Below are 23,849 nucleotides of genomic sequence, written 5' to 3'. Positions count from 1 at the left end.
ATGACTTTGCTACGGTCAGTCCAACCCAGGGCACTGCCACTGGTACCATCTTAGATGAAGACAATGGCAACCCTAATGACGGCAGCACCACCGATGGCGATAAGCCAGTTGTTAGTATCATTGCTACAGAACCGTCAGCCGTTGAAGGCGAGACGGGCAATGACACCTTAGAATTCACCATCTCTCAAGACAATGTCAGCAACTTTGACACTGTCGTCACGGTCAACCTTGGCACAGGCACTACCGTAGATGCTGATGACATTGATCAAATCTCTTACACCGTTGAGGGCGGCCCTGATGTGGTCATCACCGATACACAAGAGATCGCTGACTTCTTAGCTACTGGCACCGTGACTATTCCAGCAGGTAGCAGCTTTACCCCAGTCATCACCGTCACCGCCAAAGACGATGACATCTTCGAGAACAGCGAAGACCTAGTGTTCGATATCAGCACCGATGATGACTTTGCTACGGTCAGTCCAACCCAGGGCACTGCCACTGGTACCATCTTAGATGAAGACAATGGCAACCCTAATGACGGCAGCACCACCGATGGCGATAAGCCAGTTGTTAGTATCATTGCTACAGAACCGTCAGCCGTTGAAGGCGAGACGGGCAATGACACCTTAGAATTCACCATCTCTCAAGACAATGTCAGCAACTTTGACACTGTCGTCACGGTCAACCTTGGCACAGGCACTACCGTAGATGCTGATGACATTGATCAAATCTCTTACACCGTTGAGGGCGGCCCTGATGTGGTCATCACCGATACACAAGAGATCGCTGACTTCTTAGCTACTGGCACCGTGACTATTCCAGCAGGTAGCAGCTTTACCCCAGTCATCACCGTCACCGCCAAAGACGATGACATCTTCGAGAACAGCGAAGACCTAGTGTTCGATATCAGCACCGATGATGACTTTGCTACGGTCAGTCCAACCCAGGGCACTGCCACTGGTACCATCTTAGATGAAGACAATGGCAACCCTAATGACGGCAGCACCACCGATGGCGATAAGCCAGTTGTTAGTATCATTGCTACAGAACCGTCAGCCGTTGAAGGCGAGACGGGCAATGACACCTTAGAATTCACCATCTCTCAAGACAATGTCAGCAACTTTGACACTGTCGTCACGGTCAACCTTGGCACAGGCACTACCGTAGATGCTGATGACATTGATCAAATCTCTTACACCGTTGAGGGCGGCCCTGATGTGGTCATCACCGATACACAAGAGATCGCTGACTTCTTAGCTACTGGCACCGTGACTATTCCAGCAGGTAGCAGCTTTACCCCAGTCATCACCGTCACCGCCAAAGACGATGACATCTTCGAGAACAGCGAAGACCTAGTGTTCGATATCAGCACCGATGATGACTTTGCTACGGTCAGTCCAACCCAGGGCACTGCCACTGGTACCATCTTAGATGAAGACAATGGCAACCCTAATGACGGCAGCACCACCGATGGCGATAAGCCAGTTGTTAGTATCATTGCTACAGAACCGTCAGCCGTTGAAGGCGAGACGGGCAATGACACCTTAGAATTCACCATCTCTCAAGACAATGTCAGCAACTTTGACACTGTCGTCACGGTCAACCTTGGCACAGGCACTACCGTAGATGCTGATGACATTGATCAAATCTCTTACACCGTTGAGGGCGGCCCTGATGTGGTCATCACCGATACACAAGAGATCGCTGACTTCTTAGCTACTGGCACCGTGACTATTCCAGCAGGTAGCAGCTTTACCCCAGTCATCACCGTCACCGCCAAAGACGATGACATCTTCGAGAACAGCGAAGACCTAGTGTTCGATATCAGCACCGATGATGACTTTGCTACGGTCAGTCCAACCCAGGGCACTGCCACTGGTACCATCTTAGATGAAGACAATGGCAACCCTAATGACGGCAGCACCACCGATGGCGATAAGCCAGTTGTTAGTATCATTGCTACAGAACCGTCAGCCGTTGAAGGCGAGACGGGCAATGACACCTTAGAATTCACCATCTCTCAAGACAATGTCAGCAACTTTGACACTGTCGTCACGGTCAACCTTGGCACAGGCACTACCGTAGATGCTGATGACATTGATCAAATCTCTTACACCGTTGAGGGCGGCCCTGATGTGGTCATCACCGATACACAAGAGATCGCTGACTTCTTAGCTACTGGCACCGTGACTATTCCAGCAGGTAGCAGCTTTACCCCAGTCATCACCGTCACCGCCAAAGACGATGACATCTTCGAGAACAGCGAAGACCTAGTGTTCGATATCAGCACCGATGATGACTTTGCTACGGTCAGTCCAACCCAGGGCACTGCCACTGGTACCATTATTGATAATGACGTACCACCAACTATCGATATCGTCGATGAAGACGCAGCATTAACACCTGCTGACAACAGCGTCATCGAAGGTACGGGTAACACAATAACTGGCACCATTAATATCACCAATCCACAAAGCGTCACCGATCTAACTGTTGGCGGTTTAGACGTTACTAATGCTTCCAATACATCGGTCACTATTAATACTAGTTTAGGTAAGCTGGTAATCACTAACTACAACGCAGCAACAGGTGAACTCACTTACGAATATACAGAAAACGGCAATGCAGAGGATCATAGCGCTGGTTCAGTAGTTGATCAGTTTAATGTAATACTAACCAATAGCATTGGTGATACCATCACTGACACCTTAGATATTGAGATTATTGATACCGCACCTAATGCTAATAATGATAAGAATAGCGTCACAGAAGATGTAAGTGTAGATCAGCCATCTGGCAAAATCACAGCAACTGGTAACGTAATCAAAGGTACAGCTCCTGATCAAGCGGATGATTTAGGTGCAGATGCAACTATGGTAACGGCAGTAGAGTTTGGGAGTACTGCCAGTACAGTTAATGGCACAGCACCGACTCTAATTCAAGGCGATTTTGGCGAACTAACGTTAGATGTGAATGGTGAATATACCTATGATGTTGATAATACTGCTGTACAGTATTTGGCATTAGGGGAAAGTTTGACCGAAACCTTTACCTATACCATCACTGACGCTGATGGTGATAGCAGCAGTGCAACCTTAACTATCACCATAACTGGAACTAACGATAGACCAGTGATTACTAACGCTGTCTCTGGAGCTACTAATGATGTGATTGGTTCAGAAGTTTTTGATGAGCCAACCCCAGGCGAAGAAATGACAAAAACTGGAACTGTAACCTTTGAAGATATTGACCTTAATGATCAAGTAAAACTTGAACACGTAATTGCTTCTACTACTGTTACAGTAAGTGGTACTGACTATACACTTACCCCTGATCAAGAGGCTGCATTAAAGAATTTATTTTCTGTAGATAGTACTGTTAATCCTGTTAATGCAACAGGTAATACTGCTGATTGGACATTTGAAGCGCTACCTAACGCGCTTGATTTTATCCCTGCTGGCGAAACAATCACTATTCGTTATGCTGTAAAGGTTTCAGACAATGCAGGTATTGATAGCCCAGGCAACGGTAATGAGCTTAGCACTAGTGAAATTCGTTACGTTGAGGTAACTATCACTGGGACAGATAATAAGTTTGTACTGGTCGATGATGAAGTGTTCACACCAGAAGATACATTAATATCGGATAATATTTTCAAAAATGGTACTCCCGATGCTGATGATGGTGAAGCGCTTACTGTTGAAAGTTATACTTTTGAGCTTGCTGATGGTACAACGATAACCAAAAATGCAGGTGAAAGTAGCGATATCTTAGTTGACGGTACAAACTCTATTGGTAACATTACGGTTAATAGCGATGGCAGCTATACTTTTGTACCTGCTGACAACTACAGTGGTCAAGTACCAGAAATTACCGTTACAGTAAATAACGGCACTAATCCGACAACACCACAAACAGGCACTGAAACTTTAACCATCACCGTTAACCCAGTATCAGATAAGCCTGGATTAGAGGGTGTTTCAGTTGAGACTAATGAAGATACTACTATCGCATTGGGTTTAACGGTACCTACGATCACCGATAACACTGATCTTGATTCTACGAGTAACGATGATACGCCTGAGCGTCTTGGTTACATCACTTTATCCGATATTCCAGCAGGTGCAGTGCTAAAAGACGGTTCAGGTAATATTCTTACTCCAAATGCAGACGGTAATATCGTTATTCAGCTGACTGATACGGGGTCTTTGGTTGCTGACGGCACACCTACGGTCAATATGAGTAGTGCTGAATTCGAAGGAATAACCCTCACACCACCTGCAAACGATGCTACTAATATATCTTTTGATATGTCAGTTACTGAGTATGAAATGGATAGTAACGGCAATATTGCACAGGTAGGTGGTGTTGATGTGGCGGGTGCAACTAGCACAGTTAAAATTGAGGTTGATGTCCAAGCCGTCACTGATAGCGTAGATAAAAACGACCCTAATGATCCAGATAATCCTCATGACGCTGGAGATGATGATAGTAAGTTTGGTTATGATCAAAGTGAAGTTATTGGGGATACTTTAACCGTAACTCTTAAAGAAGGTGAATCTATTGAGTTACCAATAACCACAACATTTGGAGATTTAGTAGGTAATGCCGCTAAAGGCGATGCTGAGACTTATGGCTTTGTGATTACAGGTCTAGTCCCTGGCGCCATTATTAATTTCACACCTGCTGGCAGCTCTGAGCCGCTTCCCCCATTTATCGCCGATAAGAATGGTCAGGTATTGATCGGTATTAATGCTGGCTTAACTTCTACTGATTTTGTAGTCAGTGGTAACTCAGAGCCTAAAATCACTATTCAGACTGGGAAGTTTGATTCCCTAGATATGAATGGTGTAGAAATATCGCTATATACTCAGGACCATGACCCTGATTCGGCTATTAAAAATACATCTGTAGATCTTATCGGTACCGTCAAAGTAGACCTAACCGTCACCCCAGTAGCTGGTCAAGTTGAGCTTGTTAATAAAGGTGTTGAAACCAAAGAAGACACAGTTGTCACCCTTGATAAATTTGGCTTTACCGTGCAAGACAACAAACAAGATAATAACGGTCTATTACCAGAAACCATTACAACGATAGAGTTTGTTTTGCCTGAAGGCTGGACTTATAAGGACAGTGCAGGGACAACGACAGTAGGTAGCAGTGGCGGGACACCGATTATTATCAGTGGTATTACGCCGGCAGATAATGCTGATTTAGATGCTTATTTGGAAGACTTCTCTATTACACCGCCTGCACACTCATCCAAAGATGCTGATTTTACCTTCACAGTAACTACGGTAGATCTGGATGATGATGGTGGTATTGGTTTACCAGCAACAGGTAGTCAAAATTTAACGCAAACGGTAGTCGTAACGCCTGTTGCTGAAGTCGTTGGAGGACGTAGTGATAGTGATGCCATAGATGACCTTACCATCAATTCAAGTCATACTTACGCAGCCAACGCTAATGAAGATGCAGCATTTGATCTTAATAGTGATGGGTTTGACCTAAAAGGCTATTGGAATAATCAGGACACCTCTGAACAAACTTTCGCTCATATGACATTTGGTAATAAGAGTGACAGCGGCTTCACTTCAGTTGAAGGTGCGGTATTTACTTATAATGACGGCAATGGTTTAGTTAGCCTGACTGATAACGGCAACGGTGTCGATATCCCGATGGAGTATTTAGATACAGTTACAGTGACCCCGCCGCAAGACTATAGCGACTATAACCTTACCAGTGGTGCTGAGACAGCAGTAAAAGTTGAGGCAAAAACGGTTGATGTTGACGAAGATGGTGGCGCAAAAGATGAAGCCATCAGTGGCGAAAGTTACTTAACCTTTGAAGTTAAAGGCGTAGCCGACCCAGCCACTTTAGCTGTTGATCCTGCCGAAGGGGTCGAAGATCAGGCGATAAACGGTGGTAATAATCGTGATACTGCTGCGGACATGACAACTGACGTCATTCCTACCGACGGCATTGTACTCAATATCCGCCCAAGCTCGCGTGATAACGACGGGTCTGAGACTTATGATGTGACCATCTCAGAGATACCAGCAGATGGGCAGCTTTATTACACCAATAAAGACGGTGATACACTCTTACTTGATACTACTGGTGGTACGGTAGTGATTGAAGATTACAATAATAGCGTAACTGGGTTGTACTTTGTGCCTGCCGAGAACTTCAGCGGTACGGTAAATCTAAAAGTACAGGCAGTAAGTCAAGAGGGTGGAACTACCGGTGCTGCAAGTCCTATGCTCAACCTACCTGTTAAGGTCATTGGCAAGGCAGATCTGATAATAAATGACAAATTGGCAACCGGCACAGCTCTTATCAATGGTAAGGACTATACTTATGTCACTGACGAGGCAACGCTAGATAGTACGGGCAACCATCAGATTGCCTTATCCAGCCTATTTGCTACTGTTGCGGATATCGAGGCATATGATGGTGATAGCCCAGCTGTTGAGCAGATAGTGTATCGAGTTGAAAACTTACCTACTGGTTTCAACTTAACTGGTGCAGGGGTTACCTTCTTAGGTGGCAGTGGTTCTGATCGAGTATGGTCAGTGACCCTAGAGGCGCTACAGAATAATACTGCACAATTAAAGACACCAGATAACTTCGCTGGTGAAATTAACTTTACGATCACGGGTACCACGACAGAGACAGTATCTGGTGACAGTGTGACTCATGATGGTAAAGACGTTTCTATTCTAGTGACCCCTGATGCTGCTGATGGCAATATGAATGATCCTCAAGTCGTTGCTACTGAAGATCTATGGGCGAACATGGACTTTGAATCGGCCTTTACAACGACAGATAAGGGTGACTCAGCGACAGGAACAGAATCACTTGAGAGTATCACACTATCAGTAACTGATCTAATGGCTAAAGACGTCATTTTACGTGTCGACGGTATTGAAGTGGACTTAACGACTAATCCACCACCAACTTTGAAATTTACGCCCGATCAAACAATCGAAATTATGTACGATGACGATAAACGCCATAGCGATGATGATGTCAGTATAGAATTTGACTACACTTATACTGACACCACTGAACTGACTGATGGTTCAGAGATTAGCACATCTAACACAGGCAGTGCAGTGGTAGATGTGACCTTCCAAGCGGTCACTGATGCACCAAGCATGACCTTGGATGTGACAGATGACACTATTAATAATAGCGGTACGGATAATACTGCTTCTGTCACCGTATCACTATCGTCACCTGACCAAGATGGCTCAGAGAGCTTTACTCGCCTAGAAGTTACTGATGTTCCAGAGGGTCTGAATGTAGTGGGTGGTATCTTATCAGATGGTATCTGGTACGTTGATGTGCCCAATGACCCAGTCATCATTACTATGGCGCCGACTTATGAGTTAGTGCTTGAGCGTAATGACAGCACGGTCAATATACCTAAAGGTTCTTTCAATATTAAAGTGACGGGTATTACGCAGGATATTAATGGTCAAGGTAGTGACGGTAGCGAAGCGCGTGTAGAGGGGAACTTTGAGATTACCTTAGACAGAACGGGCGGGGGTGATGCGCCTGTCAAGCCTGACTTAATAGATAGCTTTACTAGTAAGGTAGAAATACCAGCACAATTAGAGGATACTGGTTTCACTCTTGGCGATATATTAGATGCGACTCTGAACCCTGCGACCGCTGATACTGTCGACTCCTATACTTTCTCATTGACTGATTTGCCAACAGATACTGTATTAGAGAGTACCAATCCAGCGGTGAGTGTGCAGCAGATTGGTGGTAAATGGATTATTAGCGTGAATGATGCTAGTAATCTTAATCCAGAAGCAGCACTTAATGGAGTGACAGTGACTCCGCCGAAAGACTTTAGTACCAACGTGACAGATGGCACCCAAGATTTTACCTTTAATGCCAACTTTACCGTCTTGGATAAAGATGGTGGCGAGGAAAGGGAGCAGGTCAGTGACGTCAATGTCGAAATCAAGCCAGTTACTGATCCTATGGATGCTGATGGCAAATCAACCACGGTGGCAACGGATGAAGATACTAGCATCGATATCAATATCAACCTAAAAAACAGTGCTGATGGTGATTACGTCCTACTAATCAATGGCAAGCTCTATATTCAAGTAGATGAATCTAGTTTATTGACAGGTACTGGTCCTGCTGGAGTGCTGACTGATGCCAATGGTAATCCCCTAAACGAGGTGGTATTGAATGATAACGAAGTCGGTGATATTCCTGCTGGCACTTACTATGAGCTAGAGGTTGGTACTAACTCTCCTGATAGCGTTACGGTCAAATATACGCCTGCCGAAAACGCCGATGGTAATGCCACTATCACCGTAAAAGCTGCTCACAAAGAAACGACAGATGAGGCAGGATATGACAGTGGTACGCTAACCTATGAGCATGAATATACCGTTGAAGTCTCAGCGCAGCCGGATAATCTAGATATCACTAGTAATAGTGGTGAGTCAATAGCCACAGCTATTGGTGACGAAGATAGCATGATTGCTATCGATTATAAAATCTCCAATATCGATGAAGGTGATATGGCAAGCGCTATTACCTTAGACAATATCCCTAATGGCTATCTAGTTTATTATACTGATACTAATGGTGATACAGTGTTGGCAAGCAATAATGGTAATTCTGGTGGTAATAACTCATGGTCTATCGACACCTCTAAACTGAATAATATTAACAGTGGCGCAGCGGGTGAAACGCCTAATATATTCATTATGCCACCTGAAAATAGCAGCGATAAAGTAACAGGGATCGAGATGAAGGTGGTTAATGACAGCGGTATGATCAGTGATCCTCTAGTGATTGATCTCGATGTGACGCCAGTCGCTGATGGGGTAACAGCTAATCCTTCTACTATCCTCGGTAATCAGGGTAAGTGGACCACACTTAATCTAAACGCAGTTATGCAAGACACGGATGGTAGTGAGACTGTTAATATAGCCATCACTGATAATGGCGTTAGCTTGACCGATGATGTCTTACGCTTTAGAGTAAAAAGTACAGGTGAAATGTTGACTGCCGTGTGGGATGATGCCGCTAACAGCTATACCATAACTGGTATCACCCCTGAGCAAATCAATGATTTACAAATTCAGTCTTCTGTACCACTAAAAGGCGATCTGGACTTCGCTCTTAGTACTACCGATACCGTAGGGGCTATGACGGATACGTCTGGCGTTTATACAGATAACAATGGTGAATTACCGTCTATATCTGTCGATATTGCTTTTAGCAAAACCTTTGTAGGTACAGCAGAGAATGATATCGTTGATGCCTCTGGACAGTCTGTAGCTGTGAATTATAAAGGCGGCGCTGGTGATGATATCTTGATTGGAGGTAGCGGTAATGACTTAATCGATGGTGGCACTGGTGTCAATACGCTGAAAGGTGGTGCAGGTAACGATAAAATTGTATTCTCTGTAGATAACGCCTTAATGGATGGTGGTGCTGGTAATGATACGCTCCTCATTAACGTTGCTGATACCAGTATCGACTTTAGCAGCTTTGATGCGACTGTATTTGAGAGTATTGAAACCATCGATATGACCGGTAACGGTGCGCAGACGCTGACCAACCTTAGTACCAGTGATGTGCTAGATATAATCAATGACACGGTGATGAGCAATAAAGGCTTGGTTATCAACGGTGATAGTGCTGATAGCGTGAGTCTAACTGGTAACGATTGGACGAACAGCGGTACTACTACTCAAGGGGGCAATAGTTACAATGTCTATAGCTTCTCTGATACCAATGGCACTCATGAGTTATTGATTCAGACCGACATTACGATTTTATAAACGATGACTGAAACTTGAAAATATGGATATAAGGTGCGGCTATCAAAGCGCACCTTATATTATTAATTCTTGCATTAATATGGCATCATTCACACTAAAAGCTTTAGATAATCAAGGCTTTTAGTGTGAATGATGCAAACTTTTATCTATCTGCGTTTGAAGCCTCAACAGCCGAGTTCTTTTTTTGGCAGTTAAGGGGTGATGGGAGTAATAGGGTAACCGTACTCAACTGTTGGTTGATTATTAATATTGCCACTAGGAAGCTGATGTTGTTGAATTTGACTTTGATTATGCTTTTTGACTTCAATGATCAACTTTGAGAGCTGTTCATTGTCTTTATCGATCTCAGCATCTAGAGCTTCATATTCTTTGGTCTGCTTAAGCGTATACTCAGCACGATTGTTTTGATTGTCAGGTATTGACCCTATAGATGATTCGTCTATCGGACTCACTACTGATTTTTTTTCTTGTGCTTGGCTTTGAGTGTTATTTACGGGTATTGCTTCCTTAGTGGTTATCTCCACAGTTGTATTTATTAATTTACGTTGAGTATCAGTTGCTACTTTATAAGAATTGGTTGTATCGTAGTTACTTATCGGTTCAGAAGACTGGGGAGCTTGCGACTTTTTGTTTTCTATTAGTGCAGGTAATATTTGTGGCTTTACTTCTGTAGCTTTTAATATAGGGTGCCTATTAGTATCTGATACAGACCCTAGTGTTGATGAAATTTTTTTATCAAAAACACTGAAATAGACAATAACTGCAATCAAAATATGGAGCATGATAGCCATCACAATTGCTATCATGCTCCTGTTTTTTTGTTTTTTAGCTGAAATAGGTGGTAATGAAGGCATCACTAGTTTTTAATCCATTAATTAAACATCATACTCGTAGTTTGTGGATGTGCGAGCAGGGCCTTTTCAGCGATTATAATCATTAAAGCTGTCTGCGAGTATTCAACTATCAATATAAAAAAAGAATCTATGTTGGCAGTTAGTTGGAAATATTTTTAAATTTATGCTTAGATTTAGTTGTCTTACAATCATGAGTTAAGGCTTTGACAAAGCGTGTATTTAATATGTCTAAATTTAACGATAGTATTTTCATACCTTACTATATAACATCTAAAATTTTTATTCTCTCAAAATAAAACTGAGGTAACTGGATGACTGTTTACCAAAATAACTTGTCAAAAAATATGTTGCCTAAGAGGTGTTATATCATAAAAAAAATACGCCATAGTATACATGTAAGTTTGCTACTTATGACGGTATCCAGTGCTGCGTTAGCAAGCGCTGATGCGCATATGGATGCACTTATTAATCAAGCGATTCAAACTCACCCTATGGTGGGTTCAGCAAGAGCAGAGCAACAGGCGACTACTGAAAGCATTAGTGCAGCGAAGCTTAGTTTGTTGCCTGCTCCTACTTTTTCATCAGGTTATGATCGTGATGACGGCATGGTCTCCCAGTTTCAGCTCCGCCAGTCATTATGGACAGGAGGCAAGCTGACCGCCAATGTTAATCAAGCGATATTTGATGATAAAGCGGCGACAGAATATGTCTACGAGCAACAAAACCAAGTGGCTAAAACGACGATAGAGGCGTGGCAAAGCTATATTACGGCTTTATCAAAACAACAAGTCTATTATGACAATTTGCAGTTGCTTGCTGAGTTTGAAGCCATGATGCAACGGCGTGTTAGCCAAGGAGTCTCCGCTCGCATTGAGATGGACTTGGTGACTAACCGTATTTTGCAAGAACAAAACTCCTATCAGTCTGCTGTCGAGCAGCAACGTATCGCTATGGCTCGTTTAGAGCAAATTACCGGTCGTAAGGTGTCAGCGATAGAACTACCCGTTCCAAACTTAAGTGAAATGGTTGCACGCGCCAGAAGTTATTCCCAAACTTTTGAGAAGCTAGCCTTTGATCAAGCCAGTTTTTATAATCCTACTGTGGTAAAAGAGAGTTATCAAGTTGAGGCGGCCAAGCAAGGGCTGAAGTCTTTGCAGTCCTCTCGCTATCCGACAATATACGCACAATACGAGTATGACTATTATCATGAGAGTGATAAAAATAAGGATAATGGTGGAGAGTTCTCAGTAGGGCTCAGTTATGATCCAGGGGCAGGGCTGTCTAATTTAGCCCTTGCAAAAGCATCAGAATCACGTGTCAATAGTCTTGTTCAATCAAAAGAGGCTTCTAGGCGTTTGGTACTTGAGACCATACAAACCCAATATCAACAGTTTGCCAGCGCTAAAGATCAAGAGCGCTCATTGATAGCAGCAGTTGCAGGTGCTCAGATTGTAGTCAGCTCATACCGTCGTCAATTCATCGCTGGTCGTAAGTCTTGGCTTGAGGTGCTGAATGCGGTTCGTGAGCACTCCCAGTATCAGGCACAATTGGTTGACACCCGAGCATCTATCATTGCTGCTTATTATAAACTGCAAGTTGATTTTGGCATGATGTCATGGCAACAGTTTAACCAAAGTCGCCAGCCTGAACCTATATTCCACCCAATAGATCCCGTAAAGAAATGGCTTAATGGTCAGCATGTTGCGCAGCAAACATCCAATAGAGCGGTGATTCAACCTGTAGGTATGAAAAATCAAGAGATGGTGACCTACTCTATTAAAGATGCATCTGATGGGTTTTTGAATACCATCTCTAATGACCCTGATATGATTGATTCCAATACAGGTTTGCTGATAGAGAGCCCTTGAGCCTATCGCAAAGCCTCTATGAATAAATAAGCTGTCTTGTATTTTTTGCACTTGTTTATCTAAAAACCCGTTAATCAGTAGGATGTACTTATCATGAATAACCCTATTCCAGCTTCGAGTGACCAAGCCTCTGATAGTGAGCTGATGGAAAATTCTACTTTGCAATTTTTGACGCCTGAAACTGATGAACAGGTGAAAGAGCAAGTCAGTAATGAGATTGAGCAATTGGCTTTCTCGCTGCACACTTTGCTCACTCAGCAAGGTTATCCCATTGATAAGTTGCGTCTTTACGGGGTGCTTCATCAGCAGACAGAACTAATGACACTGGCAAGCATTGTAAAGGTGCTAGAACAGTTAGGGGTGGATCAGCTACCAGAATCATTACCGATGCCAGATGCTGCCTTTTTACCCTTATTGGCATTACATTCGTCGCAAGGTTGGGGGGTCATTGAACAACAAAACCCTCAAGGATTATGGCAGTTTAGTCAGTCTGAGCAAATTAGTGTTCATCCAAGTGATGCGTTTACACAATTATTGCGTATCCGCTTAGAAAGCGAGCCGAGCAAACGCAAACAGTTATCATTTGATCAAATACTTAAAAAAGATCTAAAAAACTATCGTGGTATTGTTATTGAAGCAGTAGTCGCATCACTTTTGATTAATATGCTAGCGTTAGCAGTATCACTATTTTCGATGCAGGTCTATGACCGAGTCATTCCAACTCGCAGTGAATACACTTTAATCATTCTGGCAAGTGGTGTCGGTTTAGTTATTTTATTTGAAACATTTATGAAGTTTGCGCGCTCAAAGATTATGGATAAAGTAGTGGTCAACCTTGATCAACACTTGTCTCGAGAAGTATTTCAGCGGCTTCTGAGTGTTCGGATTGACCAAATGCCAGGGTCGGTGGGTTCAATGGCCGCGCAGCTCCGGGGTTACGAGCAAGTTCGTGGTTTTTATACAGCGAGTACTTTGTTTGGATTGGTCGATATTCCGATGGCAATCATTTTTGTAGCCTTGATCATCGTTATTGGTAATCCTTTAGTGGCTTTAGTACCTATTGTAGCGGCGATTATTGCTATTGCATTGGGGTTTGCTGCACGCAAAAAAATTGATAGTATCGCGGCCGTTGGTGCCTCAGCCTCTTATCGTAAAACCGGTATTTTGGTTGAAACAGTCGAGGGTATTGAAACCATTAAGGCTGGTTCGGGTAATTGGAAGTTTTTATCCCGTTGGCTTGATGTAATGAATATTACGACCAAAAATGATTTGGATATGAAGCATGCCAATGACAACTTAAGCTATCTGTCACAGATGGTTCAGCAGACAAGCTATGTCGGCATTGTTATTGTTGGATCGTTCGTAGTGATGTCAGGTGATATGACTATGGGCGGGTTGATTGCCTGTTCTATTTTAGGAGGGCGTATCTTAGCACCTGTCATGAGTATCCCCAATTTACTGGTACAGCATTCACATGCGAAAGCTGCAAAACTGAATATCGAACAGCTTTTTTCATTACAACAAGACAATCATGGCGTGGCGCATCCCTTGTCGCCCAGTCATATTGCTGGTAGTTTTGACTTAGAAAAAGTGACTTTTAATTACCAAGACAATGAGCAGCCAGCATTAGCCATTAATAAACTATATATCACAGCGGGCGAGCGTATTGCAATTTTGGGCGCTATTGGTTCAGGGAAGTCGACGTTATTAAAAGTACTGTCAGGGTTATATGCCCCAACGCAGGGTCGAATACTGCTAGATGGACTGGATATTCAACAGATTAGCCGCGAGTCTCTTAGTGAACAGATCGGCTACTTACAACAAGACCATCGTCTGTTTGAGGGCACGCTAAGAGAAAACCTATTGATTGGGCTACCTGCGCCAAGTGATGATGTGATGCGTGAAGCTCTAATAAAGACGGGGTTGATTAAGCTGGTGGCTAGCCACTCCAGTGGTTTGGATCTACCTATTAGTGAGGGTGGTAAAGGGCTATCTGGTGGTCAAAAACAACTGGTCGCTTTCACTCGCTTACTGCTGACCAAGCCAACGATTTTATTGATGGATGAGCCGACGGCATCGATGGACAACCGTCAAGAGTTGCAATGTATCAATGTGCTTAGTAAAGAGTTTGGACAAGGCTCGACTCTCATTGTAGCTACTCACAAGATGCCGTTATTACAATTGGTCGATCGTATTATTATCATGGACAATCAGAAAATAGTGATGGATGGACCAAAAGAGCAAGTGCTTAAACAACTAAAAGGTAATGATGATCAAGAAAATAAAAATAAAACCTCAATTAAGGTGAGTAAGTCTAAAGTTAAAGTCATTAGCAATACCTCTAATACCTCGCTAGCCACCGATGTTCGCAATAACCCAGATGATGTAGGACAAGATAATGAATAACTATCAGCATAAGTCTCATGATCCTAAAGTTGGGCGTACCCGTATTATTATTTGGGGTGCACTTATAGGGGTAATCGTCTTGGTAGTTTGGGCCTATTTTGCTCAAATTGATCAAGTAACCCGTGCCACAGCAACGGTTATCGCCAGTGCTAGAACGCAGGATATTCAAGCAGTTGAGGGTGGTGTATTGACTGAAATATTAGTGCGAGAAGGAGAGGATGTCACTAAGGGACAACTGGTTGTCACACTAGAAGAAGAGCGGGCGCAAGCGGCATTCGCTAATTCAAGTTCGAAGATCGCCGCGCTAAGAGCCAAGTTATCTCGCCTTGAAGCAGAAATATTTGAAAAGCCGCTTAAGTTTCCAGATGGAATCAAAAACTATAGCGAATACGTAGAAAACCAAACCCAACTATATAACCGCCGTCGGCAAGCCATTGATCAAGATGTCAGCTCGCTACAGAATATGATGGTACTGGCTCAGCAAGAGCTCAGTATGAATGAACCACTGTTAGAATATGGTGATGTCAGCCAAGCTGACGTGATTAAACTGCGCCGACAAGTTGCTGAGATCCAAGCACAAATTACCAATAAGCGAAACAAGTACTTTGAAGAAGCACAATCGGAAATGACCAAAGCACAAGAAGAGCTGGATACTGAGCTTGAGCAGCTGCGTGATCATTCACAAGTATTGGAAGAGACCAAGCTATTTGCTCCAACTGAGGGCAAGGTAAATAATATCTTAATTACCACTATTGGCGGCGTTGTGAAACCTGGTGAGGTTATTATGGAGATATTGCCCACCAGTAGCGACCTGATCGTCGAAGCTAAAGTTAGTCCAGTGGATATCGCTTATGTCAAAGAGAATCAAGTCGCTAGCGTTAAGCTTGATGCTTATGATTACTCTATCTTTGGTGCTATGACGGGTAAGGTGACCTATATCAGTCCAGATACTTTGATTGAGCAAACACCCAAAGGAGAGGAGCCATATTATCGCGTACAAATAAAAATTACCGGTGCTGAGTTTGCTGCGCGTCGCGATGAAATTATCATTAGACCTGGTATGACTGCTTCAGTCGATATCAAAGCGCAACAGCGTTCAGTGCTGTCCTATCTGACTAAGCCATTAACCAAAACCTTTTCTGAAGGCTTGGGTGAGCGTTAGTGTTTAACATAGTTTAGACAAGTAATAAGGAAAGCGTTATCTGATTAATTATCGGGTAGCGTTTTTTTTATTATTATATTAGGTGGGATAACTAAAATCTGCCAAGTTAATGTCTACGGATTTGACCGCATAGATCATTAAAGGAGGTGTGGAGACGATGATGGATGGAATGGTTTCGTTATCGTTTTGAATAACTCTGATATAAGGTCATTGCGGTGATGATAAAAAATAATAGGTGTCAGGATATAGGGTTTTAGTCAATTTTTGTAAAGCATTGAGTGCGCTTATTCAATAATGATTATGTCTGACTATCATTAATAACTAGCCTCTCATCAGTAATTAGCATCATATGCACAAAAAACCGTAGTAGGGGCGAATACTGCCATTTGTTGGTTTGATCTCTAGGATCTCGGCTAGCAATACCAATATGAATAGCTTCTATCGAGTCGTTAGATTGCCGCTTAATATCTTGATAATCGTTAGGTGACATATTTTTCATCAACAAGGCTTCGTTGCTACTCATTAGCCAACGTTTCAGAGGCAGCAGTTTCTTAGCAATATCAATGAAACGTTGCAACTCTTTCTCATCTCCTTTTCTAAATGGTAGGTATGCTCTGCTACTAGACAGTTTTTGACTACATATCTCAATAAACCAAGTCCAGTCAGCCCCTGACTTTTCTCGTAGACGGTAGGCATTACTTAACAAAAGCGATAGTAATCTTAAATCACTTTGGTATTGAATGTTCAGTGGACTCAGTACGGAATTATTTGAATCGGATAGCTTTACAAAGCGAGGTTTGCCGCGTTTGGTAGTGATAGCGGCAACCTCGCTCGCACGTTCTATTAAAATGTTTGCATCATGAATAGAAATATTTGCTAACTGGGCTGCTTTACTTAAAGGAATCTCTTTATCATAGGTCTGTAGTAGCAGCTGTACTCGGTTTAGACCATAACGACCAAACAATTCATCAGTGGCTGGCGTATTGGTACTCAAGAGAAATTGCTTATCACAGTTTTCGATCGTGAATTTCGGTGACTTGCGTTTGCCTTCTATGATATTTTTAAATAACAGCGTACGTATACTAGGCATATTGATCACACCGTTATCATTAATGTCAGCATTATCATTGATCTTTCTTTCGCTAATTTTAGTAGATTTGGTAAGATTAAGTAGTGTTTGTTTAGGTAGTTTTATATTAGAGACGCTTAACGCATAAGTAGCCATCAAAGTGGCAAAATGGTTGTAATACTCAAAGCTACGCTCAGGCGATAAGTGCCCCATAATACCCGATAGAGCGTACCAACGATCTTGTGCATTTATATGCTCCCCAAGTAGGCCTTTTTTTATACGCAGTATGTCTTTTTCGTCATAATCGGTGAGGGCTTTTACGAGATCTGGATGACCTAATAGCGCTAAAGATAGGTTACTCACTGCCGTATGCCTAAAACCATGAAAGGTATGCTCTGCTACATTATCATCTACCGATATGTCTTTTAAAACTCGTTTGAGTAACTGCAACGGAACATGGTCATCAATAGGGCGCTGATCCGATGATAAGGTAAAGATAAATTTGTTTGAACTGTCGCCAATATTACTCTGCACAAAGTTAATAAAAAAATTCAGTTCATTAGGTTTGAGGAGGGCAAATAAGGGAACGCGGCGAATACTACTTTGAGTCTTGGTTGGACGATAGCTATTGGGCCTGATTACCACTGATGGTACAGCTGTTTTTAAGCCTTCGATGTCATTATACTTAAGTCCCAACAGCTCTTTTTTGCGCATGCCAGTACGATAGACTAAGATAAATAGAAGCGCGAACATCTCCTGCTCCAATATATCTACAGAATCCAATATCTGCGTAATAATGGAGTGATATGCTTGCGGTGATATCAGCTCGGCACGTACACGTCGACCATTTTTGGACTGTTGGAAGTTCACGGAGGGAAGGTTGTATTTGCTCTTGGCAAAGTTGTGCATACTCTTCAATAAATTGGCAGAGTATCCAGTGTCAGTATTGTTACGTACGACAGCTTTGTACTCTAAAATATCTTCATAAAGTTCCTCAAACTCTTCTTCTGACCAAATATCAAGCGGCTGCGCCGTTGTGAAATATAACCATTCATAGCCTATAGTTCTGATATATTTCAAAATAGATTCATTACTAGGCGACTTTGACTCCTTTCGATTTAGTAAACTTAGTACCCAATCTAATAAAATTTTTTCACTTAAGTCATCATATTGCTCATAGCGTTTTTGTACTCTTTCGATGAGGGTGTAAGTCGTTTGAACGATTTTTTTCTTATTCTGTTTTTCATTTATTTTGAAGTCTTTAGTAAGATTCATAATTAAATCTGACTTTCTAACCTCTATCTTTTTGCTAGAACTGCTAGGCGCCTCTTTTTGATTAATAGAGTTTTGGTTGATAGACAGTGTCAAGATATGTTCTAGATCATACGGCTCATCTTTATACTGATATTTTTGGTTTAAAAAATGCTTAAAGTCCTGTGTACTCAATCCAACAGTGTTATGTACACCTCGCAGCACCCCAACTGAAGCATGGTCAATATCAGCGCCATCGAGCCACTCCCAGTGATAACTGGCGTAATATAAAAACCTTGAAAAAGGAGGTGGCTTAATACCTAAAGGCCTGATCACGTCAGACAATGCCACGGTCAAGTATTGTTTTATCTTATTTTCTGACAGCTTGGCAATGATAGGTTCAATTTCTGCTTGAGTGCTGTTTTTATGGTAACGCATTAGCCAGCATTGACTGACTACATCTACGACGATTTGCTTAGTGTTATAAAGCGTGTCACTACCTTCTATGCGTTCGTTACCATAGCGTTTTTGCACAAAGCGTGGCGATACCACTATTCTTTCATTGATAAACGGCTGATACTCCTTAGTAAGTAGAGAATCAAGCCACCCTTGAAGCATCTGCACCTCATTAATGCCGCCATATACAATACCTGAGAATACCAACCAACTTAAGATTTGATCTTGGTTGTAATCACTTGTTTTATTCCAGTGATGTTGTACTGCGCGAATAGTTTTGACCAGTAACTTGCCATTTTTTACCCAATCTGCATTTATAATCAGTGGATTGGTTTTAATAGGTTGCGGCGCTGTTATCTTAGGGTAGTGATGCTCAGCAAGCATATAGTGCTGATTTTGATAGTCAATAAACTTACTGACAGTTTGCCATGTTTGTTTTAGTATTTTGGTTGACTCATTAGCTTTTGTAATCTTATCTTGAATGATAGCTTGAAACTCATCGAACCCTTGGTTAGATAAAGGTCGTAGCTGCTCATAAAAGTCACGGTGAAATCGACTTGACACTTGGCTTGGAGGTAACCATAACTCATCATAAAAGCTCGTTAGTGCAGGTACAGCAAAAAAGATAAGATCATCGGGCCAAAGCACTTGTTTGTAATGTTTATCAAAACACTTAATAAAATTAATATTACCAGGATAAGCCTTTTGCAAGGAATTCCACTCAGTCTGTAAGTCAGCTAGCAGGTGTAGTTCACGTACTCTAGCAGGGCTACTGTCTTTAACTACTGAAGAATAAGGCACGTAGCAATTTTTTCTGCCATTAAACTTTGCTAAATCATCGATGATTTTTGGTAAGCATAATTTATCTATTAGCATGGCCTACCTCTGTGGAGTTTATGCCAACATGATTTAGAAGAGGATAATTGTCGATTTTTATGTCGGTTAGTCCTAGCTGTTCAGCGATCTGCTCAAATATAGATGCAACACGCTTAATATCCGCTTTACTAGTTGATGAGAAGCGCCCCAATACTTCTTGACGGGCTTTTTCATGACCGATAACCGTGTTGATTAACGAGAGCTGAACGCCATGCCTTTCAAGTTGAGTACGCACAAAATGGCGTGTCCAATAGGGGTTGGCGTCAATGATTTCTTTAGTCATATGGTAGGCATCGCCGCGCTTTATATCTTTCAATATAAAGGTGCTCTCTGACAAAAGCTTTAATAATGCTTCATCGTTACCTAAGCGGATATCATCAATAGTTGCGCTAATATCATGTTTTGTTTGATGCTTAATCTGGTAGTCAATTAAATAATCTCTATAGTCTATTAGATGATGTATAAGAGTAGGACATAGTGGTATCAAACGGTCACTTTTTACTTTTTTAACTGGCTTATCGTTGATTTCCAGCCAACCCATATCAAGATCGATATTGTACACTTTACCAAGACCGTTATTCGGCCGTACTCCAGTTAAGAGGCAGAATACAAACCATACAAAAATACTGGTTCGATTGAAATGCTCATCATCATTTATACTTTGATCTGCCCAGATTTTCATCTCATTTATGATTGTATGAACAGTTTCGAGCTTAAGCGCGAACCCTGAGCCTACGGTATATTTATGCCAAGGGGTGATATAAGTTAAATCAAAACTACTTAAGCTGCTAAATACGCTTAGCGCTGATTTATAGTGAGCAATGATCATTTCACTGATGTGGCTGCTGTAGTACATGGCTGGAGCATGTGGCGCTGGCGTGCGGCAAATGATATCGGCAATGTGCTCATGACAATTAGGCGTATAACGAGAGAGTACGACATGTAGTGCGGTTTCTATGCGATTGATTGACAAGTACGGCAGTCCAAGACTGCTACGTAAGGTAGCAAGATAAGTCGTAATATCCTTCTTTTCCGGTAATTCACAAGCAAGCAAATTATCTATCAGCCACAACGGCAGTGGGATTTTGATAGTATCAGAATGATTTTCATAATCTTTCTTTGTTAAAGTTTGACTATTGGATCGCGTAGTAATGCCAAGGCTGTGTTTAATATAATACCTTTTACCCTCAAGATTAAAAATGCCAGGATGACCGATATATCCGGTTATCAGTAAAGACTTAACTGGCAGTCCGGTAATCATAGATAACAGTAAAATACCAGCGCAGTTTTTATGAGTCTCTGATTCTGTTAACGCGCTTGCATCTTGGTTGAGCGCCGCAAATAGCGCTTGGTAACCAGCAACACAGAGCAATCGCGTGTTAGAGTTGAGCGCGAGATTGCGCTGAGACATGTAGCTTTGCTGTAGCGATAAATCTATAGTTTGTAGCGGTATAGAGTTTTTGATTAATGGGTTTGGATATTCGCCATAGCTGACATAGGGGGCCTCATAGTGGTCAATACGCTCTTCAAAGCTCGTCCTTAACCCTTCATAGCTTTCAGTATTAGCTTCTAAAAATGCGAGATCTACGGTGGTAGCACTGTTTTCTATATCATCATGTGTGCTACCCCATGCATCATTATCGGGCATAGTATTCCAGTTATGGCTCGTTGCAGTAGAGTCTAAGGGAGATGTAGATGTATCATCTGCTAAGTTGATAGCTTTGATTTTAATGTTTTTAGGTGGCTTCTTACGTTGAGCTCTTGGTTTCTGTAATACATGCGCATTTTGATAGGCGGTTGCTATTTTTTCTATTTGGCTGAGTTTTGCTTTTGCATCAGATTTAGCCTTTTTTATTTTATCTTTATGCTTGGCTTTTTCATCAGAATTATCTTTTGTTACTTTTTTTTTCTTCAATATGAATAGATTGTTTATTATTTAACAAATCAAGTGCGCTTTTTTGTTGCTTCAATATACCATCGAATACTGATAATACAGGCTCTATATTTATCTCAGTTTGGGCGATACCAGGGAGTGTGTCCCATATCCAGGTGCGCCTAGGAGATGCTGAGAACTGTGCCATCTTAAATTGCATGAGTATAGTATCGGTATCGGTTTTTCTACCTTGAACTATAAGTAAAGCTGCGGTATGCATCGCTATGGACAACCAAACTAGCTGTTGCACTGATTGACCTAAATAATGCTGTTTGATGACGATATCCTGCATTAGGATAAGCAGCTGCATTATCAGTGGCTTTTGTGCCAAATCCGTCCGATTGATCTGCATGTACTGATCGGAAACTGGTCTATCTTGTAGTGTTTGCACAATATTTTCTAATAAATACTTAATCGCATTATCATTGCGCTCATAACTGTTATGTACTGCGATAACGATAGTAGAGATAGCCTCTACAACAGATTCGGGGTAAACAAACGCTTTATCACTCTTTAAGTAATCAATGGTCTTTGCAGACAGCCATTGTTCCTCAGTAGGTAAAATGTCACTATTTTGAGTCATAAAGATACTCCAGAGTAACGAGCATAATAGGTCGGCACAGTAATATTAATAAGCTCACAAAATTTAGTGACAGCAAAGATGTTTTTGCCAAATAACTGCTGATTCATCTGTTTATCTAAGATAGTTTTAAGTTGTCTATAAATGAGTTTGATATCTAGCTTCTTATTATGCTGAGCAATCGATGCAATAAGCTCATAAAAACAGAGATCAAAATTAAAATCATCCTTTAGGATATATCTCACAGATACTTCTTGTCTTAGTACATTAAAATCAACATGAGGGCTTTTGATTAGGTGAAAAAGCTCAAAATTGTTGACTATAAACTGTTTTTTGTTTTCTTCGATAAATAATGTAGGTCTAGTCAAAGCAGCGCTATACTCAACCGTCAAGGCTTCAGTAATAAGCGGTCTGATATGACAGGTATAAATATTAAACAGACCAAGGACGCCTTGGAAGACTAGCACCGTGTTTTTCTGTAGCTTGCCTATTGATAGTGACTTCATACTACACACCCCACTAAGATAATGATTTGATGACTTGGTCGTTATGCTCTGTATATTGACCTTCACTCCCACCTTACGATGAGTGGCTAATAATTAAAACCCACTTCGCTTAGGTTTATAGGAAAGTTAGAAAATACACGACAGTAGGTGACGCTTGTAAGTTTCTAAGTCACCTATGCGGTGATGAAGTGGATTTACCTTACTGTTAAGCGTTCCTGTTTTTTCTAAGTCACCTATGCGGTGATGAAGATTTTTTCATCGAGCATCACGGATGCCGTAACTTTCTAAGTCACCTATGCGGTGATGAAGAGCTTGGTATATCGTTGAAACTATCGTGATATTTTCTAAGTCACCTATGCGGTGATGAAGTGACCGCATGAATCAGCAAGACGACTGGCAGTTTTCTAAGTCACCTATGCGGTGATGAAGTACGTCAAATAAGGGCTAAAGACCGACATTTCTTTCTAAGTCACCTATGCGGTGATGAAGATAGCAACCAAGTACGGCTTGTTGTCTGAAATTTTCTAAGTCACCTATGCGGTGATGAAGTCGACAGCTTAAATACTTACGATTTCACTATTTTTCTAAGTCACCTATGCGGTGATGAAGAGACGCCTCTCTAAATCAAGAGACTTCAAATATTTCTAAGTCACCTATGCGGTGATGAAGAAGATAACGAGCACGTTTTTGTGTCGTCGCATTTTCTAAGTCACCTATGCGGTGATGAAGATAGAATGGTTATATATTTTCTAAATTTATACTTTCTAAGTCACCTATGCGGTGATGAAGCTAAGATATCGGTCTGCCATGCAGGGGCGTTATTTCTAAGTCACCTATGCGGTGATGAAGAATGGCATTAAGTCCGAGGTAATCGGTATTTTTTTCTAAGTCACCTATGCGGTGATGAAGAAGCAAAGCCATCTTCATAGCGGATTGCCAGTTTTCTAAGTCACCTATGCGGTGATGAAGCGCTATTGTTGCATGACCGCGCCCAACGTGCATTTCTAAGTCACCTATGCGGTGATGAAGTACGCATTACATATCCCAGTACGTAGGTGTAG

The 23,849-nt window shown here is 41.9% G+C and carries 9 protein-coding genes and 1 CRISPR repeat array (1 of these 10 only partly in view); of the genes, 4 read left to right on the top strand and 5 right to left on the bottom strand.

Features of this window, described 5'->3' with window-relative positions; translation table 11 throughout:
- On the top strand, positions 1-9,827 hold a 9,827-nt coding region (locus AK822_RS10250), incomplete at its 5' end, for a VCBS domain-containing protein (protein WP_060491565.1).
- Positions 9,828-10,018: 191 nt separating this feature from the next.
- Here AK822_RS10250 and AK822_RS10245 read toward each other — a convergent pair.
- Positions 10,019-10,681: a hypothetical protein gene (locus AK822_RS10245; protein ID WP_060491564.1), complete on the bottom strand. Its 663-nt coding sequence runs from the start codon at positions 10,679-10,681 to the stop codon at positions 10,019-10,021.
- A 410-nt stretch (positions 10,682-11,091) separates the two neighbouring features.
- On the opposite strand from AK822_RS10245, the gene AK822_RS10240 reads away from it, so the two are divergent.
- The 3 genes from AK822_RS10240 (at position 11,092) to AK822_RS10230 (ending at position 16,117) form a co-directional block, all read left to right on the top strand.
- Positions 11,092-12,549, top strand: a complete 1,458-nt coding sequence (locus AK822_RS10240; RefSeq protein WP_087945625.1) for a TolC family protein — start codon at positions 11,092-11,094, stop codon at positions 12,547-12,549.
- 93 nt (positions 12,550-12,642) lie between these two features.
- Positions 12,643-14,955 (top strand): type I secretion system permease/ATPase, encoded by a 2,313-nt coding sequence (locus AK822_RS10235; RefSeq protein ID WP_228139012.1) that lies wholly within the window; start codon positions 12,643-12,645, stop codon positions 14,953-14,955.
- Positions 14,948-16,117 (top strand): beta-barrel domain-containing protein, encoded by a 1,170-nt coding sequence (locus AK822_RS10230; protein ID WP_060491563.1) that lies wholly within the window; start codon positions 14,948-14,950, stop codon positions 16,115-16,117. Before AK822_RS10235 ends, AK822_RS10230 begins: the two co-directional genes overlap by 8 nt.
- A gap of 298 nt (positions 16,118-16,415) precedes the next feature.
- Here the strand turns inward: AK822_RS10230 and AK822_RS10225 are convergent, their stop codons facing one another.
- Genes AK822_RS10225 through AK822_RS10210 form a run of 4 tightly spaced genes read right to left on the bottom strand, consistent with a single transcriptional unit; the run spans position 16,416 to position 22,788 of the window.
- Positions 16,416-19,769 (bottom strand): tyrosine-type recombinase/integrase, encoded by a 3,354-nt coding sequence (locus AK822_RS10225; protein WP_060491562.1) that lies wholly within the window; start codon positions 19,767-19,769, stop codon positions 16,416-16,418.
- The gene (locus tag AK822_RS10220) at positions 19,756-21,684 is read right to left on the bottom strand and encodes a site-specific integrase (RefSeq protein WP_060491561.1); all 1,929 of its coding nucleotides are present in this window, start codon (positions 21,682-21,684) and stop codon (positions 19,756-19,758) included. The genes AK822_RS10225 and AK822_RS10220 overlap by 14 nt, the downstream gene beginning before the upstream one ends.
- Positions 21,656-22,285: a hypothetical protein gene (locus AK822_RS10215; RefSeq protein ID WP_060491560.1), complete on the bottom strand. Its 630-nt coding sequence runs from the start codon at positions 22,283-22,285 to the stop codon at positions 21,656-21,658. The genes AK822_RS10220 and AK822_RS10215 overlap by 29 nt, the downstream gene beginning before the upstream one ends.
- Complete coding sequence (locus tag AK822_RS10210; protein ID WP_060491559.1) at positions 22,282-22,788, bottom strand: hypothetical protein; 507 nt, start codon at positions 22,786-22,788, stop codon at positions 22,282-22,284. The genes AK822_RS10215 and AK822_RS10210 overlap by 4 nt, the downstream gene beginning before the upstream one ends.
- Positions 22,789-22,949: 161 nt before the next feature.
- Positions 22,950-23,849: a CRISPR direct-repeat array (repeat unit 28 nt; unit sequence TTTCTAAGTCACCTATGCGGTGATGAAG) (it continues 3,991 nt past the right edge of the window).

The organism is Psychrobacter sp. P11F6, assembly GCF_001435295.1.
GTDB lineage: Bacteria > Pseudomonadota > Gammaproteobacteria > Pseudomonadales > Moraxellaceae > Psychrobacter.
This window is presented reverse-complemented; position numbering and strand designations above follow the sequence as displayed.